A 13,280-nucleotide genomic window follows, 5' to 3' on the forward strand; every position below is an offset into this window, starting at 1 on the left:
TTCAGCGACTGTACTGTTGTGGTTCTATTAGCGTTAAGGGGGGAAGGTGATGTCACGAGATTTTGAAGACAAAGAAAAGAACCTGGCGGCCAACAAGGAAGACGTCTCTCCCGCGGAGTCTGCGTCCGACGAGACCCACGACAAGGCGAGAAGGGATTTTCTGAAGGACCTGGGCAAGTGGTCCGGAATCGCGATCGGCATCGCGCTTGTGGGAAGTGCGATAGGTTCAACGGATGCGGACGCGGATGACCGTAGCAAGCCCCAGGAATCCTGGCGATGTGCAAGGTGCAGGTGCCGCTGTAGATGCAAGTGCATCCTATAGTGATTGCCCAAGGCGCGATTGAACCTCACCGGGGCAAGAAAAGCGGATTCTTCCGAGTGACCGCGAGCTGCCGTCACTGGGGGCGCTGAATTTCCGGAGAATAGTTCGGAAAGTCGGACTACACGAGCCGCGCAGTCATGCCGCGCGGCACGCGGGATTCTTTTCTCAAGAAAAGGTGTCGTGCAGGGGCATGGTTTGTGCGCGGTGCAGATTTGTGTTGACACGAGACTTCTCAAAGATGGAAAATATATAGTATGATCATTGTTTTGGGCACGCTGACCGCTTGAGAAGTTGAATTGCTGAGATTCTCTCAATCGAGGGGAGGGAAGGTGATGTCAAAGGATTTTGAAGACAAAGAACCGAATGTCCCGGCCGAAAATGAAAACGCATCTTCTCCCGAGTCTGTGACCGCAGGCGAACACGACGAGGCCAGACGAAATTTTCTCAAAGACCTTGGCAAGTGGTCCGGGGCCGTAATCGGCATCGCTCTTCTAGGCAGTGCGATAAGCTCAACCGATGCGGATGCCGCCAACACTGAAAAGCCTGAGGAATCGTGGCGCTGTTGGCGGTGCTGGCGCTGCAGATGCAGATGCCGCTGCAGATGTAGATGCATATGTCTCTAATAATGATTGCTTGACGGCCGCGTATCCGCCGGCAGGTGAAAGAATCAAATAGTTTCGAGTGAGAGTGGTCTGTCGGAACCCGGGCCGTCCACAACGGTGGAGAAGAGTGTCGGATTGCGTGCCGACATCGGCGGCTTTTCACCCTAGACAACGTATGGCTGGCCGTCGTAGACAAGCCCTATTGCCACATGTTTGTGTGACTGATACCCGACCCGTACGGGCGAAGGAGAAACCCTCAAGATGGGAGCAAGCTTGGAGCCATCCCTGAAAAGCATTGATCTTCTCATCAAACCCACCCTCGATTGCAATGCCAAATGCATATATTGCCACTCATTAAAACCTCTCAATCGCATGTCCCTTGAGCTTGTCGAGACGATTTTTCAGAAGTGGGCTTCCTATGCTTCCAAGGAGGGGATCGAACAACTTTCCATCAACTGGCACGGTGGAGAGCCCATGATTATGGGGGCATCGTTTTACAGGGGGGTCCTCGACCTGGAGCGAAAGTATTTTCCCAATACGAAGATCTCGCATGCCATGCAATCGAATGCGTGCTTGTACAAGGGTGAAGTTAGAGATGTCGTTCTCGATCTTGTCTCGGATAGGTCCATAGGCGCGTGTCTAGACCCTTGTCATCCCACTCGATTGCTACCCACCGGTAAGGACTATTACGAGCAGTCGGTCCAGGGCTGTTTAAGTTTGATAGATGACGGCTTTGGCGTGAACATGATTTATGTGGTTCACAAGAGGTCGCTTGAAGTAGTGGAAAAGGTCTACTATTTCTTCAAAAATTTGGGGGTTCGTAATGTCCTGTTTCACCCCCTGGAAGACTTCCAAGGCCCCGACTATCGCCTGACTTCGGAGGATTGGGGAGAATTCCTTAGAAAGTTGTGGACGGTGTGGGAGGATGACGATTTCGCCTTAACCATCTTCCCTCTCAGCGACTGGAGGGGCAGGATTGTGTTCGGCGAGCCGGTTGAATCGTGCGAGCATGGTTTGCCCAGGGAGAATCAGCTCCATCTGGTGATCTCTCCCGTGGGAGACCTTTACCCTTGCCATAGATTTCAAGACAAGGACCTTTGCCGCATAGGGAACATCGAAAGCATGACTTTCGATGAAGTCGTCCAACATCCGTGGGCGAATCTTCTGAGTGAGAGCAAAAAGAACTTGGGTGAAATCTGTTCCGCCTGCGAGTTCGTGGGCCTGTGCAGAGCCGGGTGCGTGGCCACACGTCAGCCCAATGCTCCGACTTTGTGGTGTCCGGGCTTGAAGGACTTCTTCGGATTCCTAAAGGACCGAGGACTTCTCGACAACATGCCGGCCGAGCTAACCGAATGCGACGAGAAACGGTGCCCACACCACGGGTGCCAGTGCGAATAGGCTAGACTGTCGCTCAAGTGCTCTCCCGGAGCACCGTAAATTCCTTCTTCCATAGCCTGAAACGCGACGACAACGCAGGAAAATAGCTCAACAATTTGGCGCCGGCGCCGTACGCCGCGCTTCGCGGGGTTAATGGCACCTAATAGGCAGATTCCGGGGAGGTAGACGCGGTGAAGAAGCAAGAGAGCAGTCGTGGGGGAAGAAACCTGAGGAGCACGATTTCTGTTTTCTGCATTGCCGTGGCCATGATGTTGTCGGCCACGGTTCCAGGTTTTTGCCAAGGCCAGAAAACCGGCATCACCCTTACCGCGACGGACAAGGCTGCTATGCGAGGCCTCTGCGCTATTGCAGAGGGCGTATCCAACGCGTTGAACGTGTACATGGACGCCAGAGTCACCGAATTGCTAGTCGGCTCCAGCTTAAGCGAGACTCTCAGAGAGGCCCTTGCCACGCCCGGTACGCGAGTGAATGCAAGCAAAACGTTGGAGGCATGGCGGAAGGCGTCCGGAGCATACGAAGCAATTCTGCTGCTGGATATAACAGGCCTCTGTTTGGCATCAGCGCCGACAGGCCTTGTTGATCGCGATTTCGCCAGTGACCCGGCTTTCCAGACCGCGATCGGCGGAAAACCGGCCTTTTCAGATTTTCACAAATCCGACGTCCTCACTTCTCTTGACCCCAAGTCCAAAGGCTGGACAATCACCATCGCGGTCCCCATGAAAGCGGATAATAAGGTGGAAGGGGTGCTCATGTCCTTCCTCCAATGGTCGCGGCTATCCGAATTGATCATGCGTGTACCGGTCGGCAAGACCGGCTAGGTGTGGGTGGTAAACGGTCAGAACCAGGTCATCGTGCACCCGGCCGGTGAGGCCCTTTACGGTGAAAGTGTCCGGGGCCCTATAATCAAGCTTCCGTTACTTGACGAGTCCATAAAGAAAAGGGTGCCGTACTTGACCTATGAGTTCAAGAACTTCAGGACCGGCAAGATGGATGACAAATTCGTGGGGTTTGCCTATCCAACAGGCTATGGAAACTTTCCCGGTCTGGGTTGGACAGTAGGCGCGGGAGCTGACCGATACGAACTGCCAAGGGACCAATCGATCTTGGAGAAGTTTTTGAGACCATTATTGGAGGAATGGCTCCGTTAGAGACTCACCCTGGACGAATCAGGCGCTTGCGCCAGGTCGGCCCTCAGTTCTGCGGAACTCTCCAGAATCTGATTCAGGAAGTCCTTAATCGCGGAACATGAATATCCGTCCTTCGGCAATTTGAAGTAACCTTCACAATGGCTGAAAAACCGGCAGGAACAGCATTCTTCCTTACGAACGAAAAGATTCAATTTATGATCGGCCATGAACGTTTCCAGGTTCGCCCCTTGCGTAGCGTTCGCCAGGCGTTCCGATAGGGTCACTTCTCCGGTATCCGTTACGTAACGGTACGAAGCCGGGTGTTCTTCCTGGATTTGCCATAACGACTCCACTTTTTTGGTCAGGAACGAGCGAAACAGACCGTAAAAAAGGTCCACAGGTTCTTTGACGTCCGCCTCTCGAATGAAGAAGACAAAGCAGTCCTGAAGCTCCTTTACCAAACCGGTCTGTGGTTGATCGATTTCGAGCCCAACCCTTAGACCTGCCTGTAATGCCTCCTTGACCACGTCGCTGAAGCCCGCGACCACAGGCACCACCAACCGCACAGCTTGTCCTTCTAAGACCTTCCTCCAAGGCAGCAGTGTTCCTTTGTCTGGACTGGCCTCCGTCAAACAAAGATCTACTTGTACAGAAGGAGGCAGGTCGCGCAGTTCTTCTATTCCGCGGCCCGGCGCCAGGAGCTGCACGGATTTGATTCGGCCGCTGCCATCGTCCAGCGCGGCCTTTACCAGGGCTGCGGAATCCGAGCTTCTGACCGCAAGGTTTTCAGTAGGATAAGAAGGCAGGAGAGGTAAAGGAACTTTGTAGATCATGACCGGCTCTCTTCCTTGGAAAGCGATTAGGAGGAAATCCAGTGTGCCGCGTGGCGAGGAGCCTCGGCGTGGGCTGCACTCTTACAATGTACCACTTGGGACAGTCTTTGCCAAAGATTTTGTCTGACTCTTCGTAACTGTTCAGACTTGCGGAGGAGACAACCCGCGCGAAACATGGCAGTTCGGGGATGACCTCTTTTCTGCCCGCAGATGAATGGTAGCAACCCCTGCAAGCTTGCTATTGAAAAAAAGGTTCCCTCTTGCTAAGATAACATCCTCAGAAACGATGCGCCCGTAGCTCAGTTGGATAGAGCGTCTGACTACGGATCAGAAGGTCGTACGTTCGAATCGTATCGGGCGCACCAGCACAACTAAGAATCCGGCCTTGGCTTCGGACCTTTCTTCGCCCGCGACGAACCGGGGATTATGCCTCTCCGACACTAAGTGCGGCCTCAGCTCGTGAACGGCACACTGTTTCGCAGTTGCCGGTTTTGTCGGGCTCCCAGTTCTCACCACTCATGCACTCGTTGAAGCATCTCTCATAGATGCCGGTCTTGATGCCCTGGCGGGCATCGGCTTCCTCGTGACCCCTCGATCCGACTCTCCAATTGCTCAGCACGGCACGTGCCGCCACGAAGAATCCCCCCAGTCCCGCCACTACCAATATCAGAATGATCCAAATGGCGTAGTCCATGGCCTTCTCCTTTTCTGTTTCTTCCCCTTTGGAGATTAGATGCAAGACCGAGCATATGGAGTCTTCGAGATCGAGCGAAAACTCGGATAACGGATTACCCTGACCTGAGTTCCGCATTGTTTGGCGTGTAGGAGAAGATGGGGAAGGGGCGATCAAGCCATGAAAACAGGCACGTATCGAAGGCCGCCGATGGGGAGCTTGGGCGATGGCGTCCGCACGGGGACTCTCTGTGAGGGGCGCCGATCGAGGCCCCGCACCTCCGGGAAGCACCTCCCTGTTGCTACGGGACGCGCAATATCCAGGAAATGAAATATGTGCACGAGGCACCGCCGTTTTTCCTGCATCCCTCGGATTCGACGCTTCGCACAAAAACATCAGTGCAATTGGTGGGCTTGAGACGTTGAACAAAGCCTTCGATCATGCCCCGTTCAAAGGAGCAGGAATACGGCGTCTTGCAGACCATTTTTGCCTTTGCCAAGTAGCCGTCAATCACTTCGCAGGAGTACTCATAAGAACCGATTTCTTTCCCTTTGTGGTCACGGCGGTAAGCTTCGTCCAGCGAAGCCAAACACGCTTCCAATGACGCTATGTTCGAAGAGAGCTTGGCGTTCATCGCGAACTGCTCCCCTATGCAGAACAGCATACTGGAGCCGAATGTTTCGGACACGTCCTGCATAGTGCTGAGAACAGACTGCAAAGGGTAAAACTTGGCGGCCAGAACGTCTCGAATTCCGTTCCATTCCAGGAGTTTCAGAGCAACATCCCTAGCCTGTGGCGGAAATGCATCTACAAAGCCGAGGATCAAGTCTCCCACCACGGCGGCGTCAGGGTCAACCGATTGGAACTCAGGCATTCACCCTCCCGCGCTTTCTAAAAACCGTTCAGCGGTGGCCGTCGAGTAGGGCCGCACGGCCACCGTACGCCACTACCAGCCTTAAAGGTTCCCGTCCATCATGCCCTTGTAGAAGCCGCATAGACTCCGACATTTCTCTATCTTTTCGTCGTAGCTTCCCTGTAGTTCTCCTCTACACATGGTCGCTGTCACCGCAAAGCAATCTCTGCCGTGATTAGGATGGGCGGGACACCCAACCTGCTTTCCACACTTGAGAAGATCCCAACAATTCTGAGCCTGCATTTCTTGCCTCCTGAAACTGAATTTTGTCAGATCCGACATTAATGCTCCTTAACCAGCGGTCCTATGAAACCCCGTCGAAGAGGGTTCGTTGACCTCGTCAGGCGCTGTGCCGGGACAGACAGCGAATCCTGCTGTCTGCCCCTTAAGGGAGCGTATGCCGTCAACCCGACATCGCCTTTGGGGGAACCTCTTATCAAGTTCAGTGCCAAATTGGCTCAGCCTGGAGGAATGGCAAAAACATGCCGTCGAATCAAGAAGTTACCAAAGAAGGGGTGGGGTCATGGAATTCTCAAAGAACCTTGAGAGGAGAGCGAGGGTGAGTGCAAAACACTCACATCGAATGGTGCCTGAATAAAGGGTAGTAATATCAAGAGGTCTGAGGAGCGTAAACCGCTCGCGCCGCGGAGTCAATCCGACTCATCCTCCTCCTCATCAAATGCCAGTGTTTTCATTTGCCTTTTGAGAGCGTGTCGGCTAATGCCAAGGAGGCGGGCCGCTTCATGCCTCTTGCCGCCAGACCGCTTGAGCGCATCCTCAATGAGCCGCCGCTTCAACTTGAATACGGTGTCCTTGAACGATCCCTCGTCGAAATCGGTAATCTCGGTCGGTCGCCGTCCTTGCTCCAACCTATAAAAGCCCGTTTCGGTAACATCAAACTGCCCGGTGCGCGATACTATCAGAGTTTTTTCTAAGAAGTTGCGCAGCTCTCTTACATTTCCCGGCCACGCGTAATCCATCATCTTATCCATAGTGGACGAATCCACCGCGGGCACCTCGGATATTTGCATTTCCTTAGCAATTTCAGATAGGAGCTGCTGCACAAGGACAGGGATGTCTTCGCGCCTCCGGCGCAGGGCAGGAATCCGTATGGAAAAGACATCCAAACGGAAGAAGAGGTCTTGCCGAAACCGACCGCCTTCAACCTCTGCCTCCAAGTCTTTGTTGGTAGCCGCTATTATCCTGACGTTTGCCGAGAGGTTCTTGTCGCCGCCAACCCTTCTGAACGACTTCGTGTCCAAAAAGGCTAACAGTTTCGTCTGGAGTGGCAGGGTCAACTCAGCTATTTCATTGAGAAAAAGAGTTCCACCTTCCGCCAATTCGACCAGTCCTCGCTTGCGTCTCGCAGCGCCGGTGAAGGATCCGCTCTCATGCCCAAAGAGTTCCGATTCCGCCAACGTTGGGGGCAGGGCAGCGGAATTGATCGAAAAAAACGGACCAGCCGAGCGGCTGGAATGATCGTGGATGTACCTTGCCAGGTAATCCTTACCGCTGCCACTGGGGCCCAGCAACAAGACCGTACTATTAGTCTCGGCAACACGGCGGGCGATAGCCAATGTTGTGCGCATGGCCTGCGATGGATATTCGGATTCACCGTGTTCAGTGGCTGCAAAAGATCTCCTGCGGTCGGTGACGTCGCGAGATATGCCGCAAATGCCAACCACCTCGTCGTCGCTGTCGCGCAAAGGGACCTTGATATCCAGGAATGTGAGCTTGGCCCCTGCCACCGGCCTAGTATGTTCTTCCTCGATGATCTCGCCTCGAAGCACACGGGAATCAACTTGCTTCAAATGATCTCCCGCGGTCTTCCCGAAAAGCTCCTTATCTGTTTTGCCGATTATCTCCGAACCGGGAAGCCCCAAGAGATTCTCCATGCGGGAATTGACCAGAGTGTACCTGCCGGAGTGGTCCTTTATATAAATGCAGTCCTGAGCACATTCAAAAATGGCTCTAAAACGCAGCTCGCTCGCGCGTGCTTCCTCTTCGGCCTTGCGTCGCTGCTGGATCTCCATTTGGAGTCTCTTGTTTGCAGCCACCAGTTCTGCTGTACGCTCGGCTACGCGTTGTTCAAGCTGATCGCGCGCCTCCTGGAGGCTCTTCTGCATTTCCTTGAATTCAGTGGTGTCAATGGCAACACCTCTGAAGCCTGTCACCTCGTTGTCATGAACAATCGGACCGGCGTATGCAATTACCGGGAAAGTTGTGCCGTCCTTTCGCACGACCGTGTACTCATTGCTAAGAATTCTTCCGCCTCCCCGCACTTCGCTCATATGCTGGATCAGCTTCGGATGATCCTCAGGAGGCACTACTTCGAAGAAACTCACACCACGCTCAAAATCCTCCCACGTGTAACCCGCGGCTAGAATGCCACTGTTATTGATAAATGTGATCTTGCCGCCGAGGTCGGCCTCAAAAAGCATTTGCGGCATTAGTTCGGCCATGTCCCTGAATTTCGCTTCACTTAGCCTCAACTGTTTTTCGGCTCTTTGTTTGTACAGGGCAAATTCTATCGTCCACTGAAGTTGTTTGATGTTAAAGGGCTTGGTAACGAATCCGTAGGGGCCCGGTTCGGTAGAGCGGCGGAATGTGGATTCGTCCGTGTGGGCAGTCATATATACCACCGGGATATTGAATTTCGAGGTAATTTGCTCGGCCGCTTCTATGCCGTCCATTTCTCCTTCCAACTCGATATCCATAAGAACCAGATCAGGATTCAATTCCTCGGCATTAACGATCGCGGCTTCCCCGGTCGTGACTTTGACGAGAACTTCATATCCCAGTGAGGCCAGGCTGTTGGCTAAAACTTCTGCAAGGGTCTTTTGGTCTTCCACTATCATGATGGTGGCATGTGCCATTCCGCACGCTCCTTCGAATCCACCGGCGTAGTGCAACTCCCCTACAGGTTTCCTGAGGCAAGAGTGGCGATGATCCCGGATTTTCTCATGCTTTTCCCTCTTAGCCAATAGGCCCGGCTGCCGTTTTAATCCGGCTTGCCGGTGAGGTACTTGCTGTCGTCAGGCCAGATGTCCAGAATTTGGCGCATAATGGCGATTTCGGCTACATGGTACGCGTTGTGGTCGGCTGCCAGGACTATTTCACGGAAAATGGTGTAATTCGGAGCGTGAGGGATCGGGGCGAACAGGTCAGTTTTTCTGTCCCTGACTATATCTTTCAGCGCCTTCAGATCGCCTTGCATTTGGTCGATGCTCTTCCGCCACCCCTTCTCGTCCGTCGTTTCGTCGGGATGCGGACGGTAACCTTCCGGATATTCAGGTGAAACGTGATGCGTGTTCCTTATGAATTCCAGGATATCCCACTGGGCGATACGGATGTGTTCCACGAAATGCCAGAAGGAATACGGAGTATTGGGGGCCTTGGTGTTGATGTGCTCCAAAGGGAAATTAGCAATCACGTCGTCGAAGCCCATGTGCGCGTTACCACCCGCTAACAACGCGAGAAGTTCTTCTCTCACCACGTCGTCCGCTTTCATAACATAGCCTCCCCCGTGCAAATTTGCCGCCTCCTCGCAAGTCTAGCACTTGCTTCCGAGGACGGAAACCAACACACTTGCCCCACCACAGAAGACCTTTCGTACGGCAAGGCCGTTCCGACGGTCTCCCACTAGCCTCCCTGGCCGTCATCAGGCCAACATTTTTTTCTTGAATTCTCGGACTACGAAATTAAGGTGCTCTCTCATGGCGGCTTCAGCGGCTTCGGCATCCTGGTCTTGAATGGCCTTGAAGACCTTGAGGTGATGCTTGAAGATCGTCTCTTGGGATTCCCGGGTAAGGAAGACCTGCTCCCGGTGCACCTTGACCGAATAGCTTATAAGCTCGTGGATGTTTTCAATGAGGTGGACAAAGATCGTGTTGTGAGTGGCCGCCGCTATCTCGGCGTGAAATTTGAAGTCGATTTCAGGTCTGATCTGCCCTTTCTCGAGGTCCCTCTCCATTTCCTCCAAGAACCCGCGTATTAGTCGCAGTTCCTCATCAGTCCTGTTTTTTGCTGCCTGCCTGGCAGCCCACGCTTCCATGAACGCCCTGACTTCGGTCAGTTCCAGAACCCGTTGTCGGTCGTCCCTCAGGACTATCTCCATGGGCTTGCTGATTTCCTGTTCAGTCAGGTTCTTGACAACAGACCCACCGCCGTGAACCGTCTCGACAATGCCAAGCAATTCGAGCTGTTGAATCGCTTCTCGAATCGAAGGCCGGCTTACTCCCATCTGTTCGGCAAGTTCCCTTTCCGAGGGAAGACGCTCCCCGACCCGGAGGACTCCGTCACTGATCGCTTTTTTCAATTGGCCCGCGACCTTCTCGGAGATGCGCTCCAGGCGGATTGGTCGGAAGACACCTTCGGAGGGGGTATCACGTTTTCCGTTCATACCTTGATTTTTAGGCCATGTCAGCGGGTATGTCAAGTTGTTTTGCCACATGTCTTACAAATTACTTGACAACTGATATAGAGGTTGTATGGTAATACCACTAGTCCACCGAGAAGACCGGCCGCAATGATTCCATTCGTCTCAAAGTTGGAAGACCTGCTCGGCAGGGAAAAAGTGCTCTCCTCCGAGACAGAACTGTTCTGTTACTCCTATGACGCGACCCCCCTCGTCTCCCACAAACCCGACGCGGTCGTGCGAGTCACGACAGAAGAAGATATCCAAGTGACCCTGGAATTTGCCGCGAAGGAAGGTCTTCCGGTCACCACACGGGGGAGCGGCACAGGGTTGAGTGGAGGATCTGTCCCTCTTAAGGGGGGGATACTGATAGCCACCACGGCCATGAACCGGATCGTCGAAATAGACGAAAACGACCTATGGGTTGCGGTAGAGCCCGGAGTAATTACAGCCAATCTCCACGCACTCGTCGAATCCAAAGGTCTTTTCTATCCCCCTGACCCGGGAAGTATGAATATCTCGACCATCGGCGGGAACGTGGCTGAGAACGCGGGTGGCTTGCGAGGTTTGAAATACGGAGTGACCGGCGACTACGTCCTTTCTCTGGACACCTACCTTATCGACGGCGACAAGGTCCGGTACGGAACCAAGTGCGCCAAGGATGTGGCCGGATACAACCTGACCAAGTTTTTGGTCGGGACCGAGGGAACGATTGGGATTTTTTCCAAGATCGTCCTTGGCCTGATCCCTAAACCTCAAACCAAGAAGACTTTCCTCGCTCTATACGACAACATTCTTGACGCGGCCCGTACGGTTTCGGCCATCATATCCCGCAAGGTTATTCCCGCCACTCTCGAACTGATGGATTCAGTCACCATTAACTGTGTGGAAGATCACGTGGGGATCGGCTTGCCTCGCGAGGTGGAAGCGCTTCTCTTGATTGAAACGGATGGCCATCCCGCGGTGGTTGCGGAGGAGGCGGCCGTAATCGAGGAAGCTTGCAAGGCCAACCACGTCCGTACGTTGCGCGTGGCCGCGGACGCAAAAGAAACCGAAGAGCTTTTTATGGCCCGGCGCAACGCTCTGACCTCACTTGCCAGGGTAAGGCCTACTACAATTCTTGAAGACGTCACGGTTCCACGGCCCGCGATTCCGGACATGATGGCAACGATCAGACAGGCGGCCCAGGATTTCAGCGTAACGATCGGGACGTTCGGACACGCGGGAGACGGCAATCTCCACCCTACCTGTCTCACCGACGAACGTGACAAGGAAGAAATCCGTCGAGTCGAACAGGCGTACTCTGTGATTTTCGACAAGGCGATCAGCCTCGGGGGTACGATCTCGGGGGAGCACGGTACAGGAATCAGCAAAGCGAAGTACTTGCCTAAGATGGTCGGGCCCAAGGCCATCGAGGTGATGAAAAGAATCAAACATGCCTTCGACCCGGACGGGCGCCTGAACCCTGGAAAAATCTTCTTAGAGAAAACGGAATAGCTAATGGTAAGTCGCGGAGATCCGAAACAGATCGCCGAAGCTATGGCCTCGCTGGACATTCATGATTACGGTGATGTGCTCCAGTGCATGCGTTGCGGAACATGCCTTCCTACATGTCCCACGTATAGGACTGACGGGATAGAGACTCAGTCGCCCCGTGGCCGCGTGGCCATGATAAAGGGCGTGATTGACGGTCGCTTGCCGGCGTCCGACGAATTCGTGGAACACATGTACCATTGCCTCGACTGCCGAAACTGCCAGACGGTTTGTCCCGCGGGAGTCAAGGTAGGCGAACTGGTGCTGGAAGCAAGGCATCGGATCGAAGAGCATCGGCTACAACCCATTCTGAAGCGATTCATGCTTAACCACGCCATCCAGGACCAAAAGAGACTGTCCCGCTACATGGTCCCTCTCAAATTGTACCAGTCAACGGGGCTCCAATCCGTGATCCGAAAATCCTCCGTTCTGAAATGGATTTCCGAGGACCTTGAGTTCATGGAAGCTCTTCTACCCCTCCTTCCTTCTCGTCCTCTCATCGAGACAATCCCCGAAGAGATCCCTGCGAGGAGCCAACCAAAGGGCCGAGTGGGGTTTTTCCTGGGATGTGCGATGAACCTTATTTTCTCGAGCACTAGTCGCGACTCGATCCATTTGCTTACCCAAGCCGGCTACACGGTTGTAGTGCCCAAAGACCAACAGTGCTGCGGCACACCCAACATCGCGGAAGGAGAGCGCAAGGTGTATCGGGAAATGGCCGAGCACAACATCGCCCTGTTCGAGGACCGGGACGTGGAAGCGATCGTGACTGATTGCGCTGCTTGCGGCATGGAACTCAAGGCATATCGGGAGACCGTGTCCCCGCTGCCCCGCGCCGCAAAAAGAGCCGAGGCCTTTTCGCTAAAGATCAAGGACATATCGGAGTTTCTCGTTTCCGCTTTCGGCCCTGAGACCAATTTCGGTCCGATCCCGGAGAAGGTGTGTTTTCACGATCCGTGTCATTTGCGCCACGGCCAGAAACTTGTTTCACCGCAGCGAGATCTCTTGCGGCGCATTCCCGGCCTTGTCTTGAGTGACGTTCCGGATGAAGGACAATGCTGCGGGTCTGCCGGAATATACAACGTCACTCATCGGGAACGCTCCATGAAGATACTGGAGGCAAAGATCGCGGCAATCGACAAGACCACGGCGGATCGCGTGGTCACATCCAATCCCGGCTGTTTCATGCAGCTTGAGTATGGCAGGAAGCGATGGAACAAGGCCTGGTCCTTGTCTCACATATCTCAGGTCCTTCGGCTCTCGTTGGAGAGTAGTGAAGCCTAAACAGGGGTTCAGTCGGTTCGCGCTTCGGGACCGCTCACAATAATCGGTCGCAAGTTCATCATTTTCCGTTCCTTGTTTTGACAGAGACTCAGTACGATTTCGGGTTCCCGGTACGGGGGGAGGTGATTCCTCACAACAAGCTGGTTTTGCAAGCAAACTCGATTGAGCATCTCAACAC

Annotated in this window: 13 protein-coding genes and 1 tRNA gene; 7 read left to right on the top strand and 7 right to left on the bottom strand. The window is 53.8% G+C overall.

Going from position 1 to position 13,280, the window contains the following annotated elements:
* Window positions 1-49 precede the first annotated feature (49 nt).
* The 4 genes from HY913_03195 to HY913_03210 all read left to right on the top strand — a co-directional run bounded on the left by HY913_03195 (window position 50) and on the right by HY913_03210 (window position 3,470).
* Window positions 50-322, top strand: a complete 273-nt coding sequence (locus HY913_03195; protein MBI4962259.1) for a hypothetical protein — start codon at window positions 50-52, stop codon at window positions 320-322.
* A gap of 863 nt (window positions 323-1,185) precedes the next feature.
* A complete protein-coding gene (locus HY913_03200) occupies window positions 1,186-2,322 on the top strand; it encodes a radical SAM protein (GenBank protein MBI4962260.1) in 1,137 nt (378 codons plus the stop codon).
* A 170-nt stretch (window positions 2,323-2,492) separates the two neighbouring features.
* Entirely contained in the window at window positions 2,493-3,140 is a 648-nt protein-coding gene (locus HY913_03205; protein ID MBI4962261.1) for a cache domain-containing protein, read from the top strand.
* Window positions 3,141-3,470: a hypothetical protein gene (locus HY913_03210; GenBank protein ID MBI4962262.1), complete on the top strand. Its 330-nt coding sequence runs from the start codon at window positions 3,141-3,143 to the stop codon at window positions 3,468-3,470.
* On the opposite strand, the gene HY913_03215 is transcribed toward HY913_03210, so the two are convergent.
* Window positions 3,467-4,282, bottom strand: a complete 816-nt coding sequence (locus HY913_03215; GenBank protein MBI4962263.1) for a hypothetical protein — start codon at window positions 4,280-4,282, stop codon at window positions 3,467-3,469. The two genes, HY913_03210 and HY913_03215, sit on opposite strands and share 4 nt — an antisense overlap.
* Before the next feature lie 288 nt (window positions 4,283-4,570).
* Between HY913_03215 and HY913_03220 the strand changes: the two genes are divergently transcribed.
* Window positions 4,571-4,647: transfer RNA gene (locus tag HY913_03220), tRNA-Arg, on the top strand.
* A 59-nt stretch (window positions 4,648-4,706) separates the two neighbouring features.
* Here HY913_03220 and HY913_03225 read toward each other — a convergent pair.
* The 6 genes from HY913_03225 to HY913_03250 all read right to left on the bottom strand — a co-directional run bounded on the left by HY913_03225 (window position 4,707) and on the right by HY913_03250 (window position 10,270).
* A complete protein-coding gene (locus tag HY913_03225) occupies window positions 4,707-4,976 on the bottom strand; it encodes a hypothetical protein (protein MBI4962264.1) in 270 nt (89 codons plus the stop codon).
* A 280-nt stretch (window positions 4,977-5,256) separates the two neighbouring features.
* Entirely contained in the window at window positions 5,257-5,829 is a 573-nt protein-coding gene (locus HY913_03230) for a hypothetical protein (GenBank protein MBI4962265.1), read from the bottom strand.
* A gap of 81 nt (window positions 5,830-5,910) precedes the next feature.
* Window positions 5,911-6,111, bottom strand: coding sequence for a hypothetical protein (locus tag HY913_03235; GenBank protein MBI4962266.1), 201 nt, complete (start codon window positions 6,109-6,111; stop codon window positions 5,911-5,913).
* A gap of 407 nt (window positions 6,112-6,518) precedes the next feature.
* A complete protein-coding gene (locus tag HY913_03240; GenBank protein ID MBI4962267.1) occupies window positions 6,519-8,744 on the bottom strand; it encodes a sigma 54-interacting transcriptional regulator in 2,226 nt (741 codons plus the stop codon).
* Between the two features lie 125 nt (window positions 8,745-8,869).
* On the bottom strand, window positions 8,870-9,379 hold the full coding sequence (locus HY913_03245) for a DinB family protein (GenBank protein ID MBI4962268.1): 510 nt from the start codon (window positions 9,377-9,379) through the stop codon (window positions 8,870-8,872).
* A 150-nt stretch (window positions 9,380-9,529) separates the two neighbouring features.
* Entirely contained in the window at window positions 9,530-10,270 is a 741-nt protein-coding gene (locus HY913_03250; protein ID MBI4962269.1) for a FadR family transcriptional regulator, read from the bottom strand.
* 126 nt (window positions 10,271-10,396) lie between these two features.
* Here HY913_03250 and HY913_03255 point away from each other — a divergent pair, with 126 nt between their 5' ends.
* Window positions 10,397-11,782 (top strand): FAD-binding protein, encoded by a 1,386-nt coding sequence (locus HY913_03255; GenBank protein MBI4962270.1) that lies wholly within the window; start codon window positions 10,397-10,399, stop codon window positions 11,780-11,782.
* Between the two features lie 3 nt (window positions 11,783-11,785).
* Complete coding sequence (locus tag HY913_03260; protein MBI4962271.1) at window positions 11,786-13,102, top strand: (Fe-S)-binding protein; 1,317 nt, start codon at window positions 11,786-11,788, stop codon at window positions 13,100-13,102.
* Window positions 13,103-13,280: the final 178 nt, after the last annotated feature.

Source organism: Desulfomonile tiedjei, assembly GCA_016212925.1.
GTDB lineage: Bacteria > Desulfobacterota > Desulfomonilia > Desulfomonilales > Desulfomonilaceae > JACRDF01.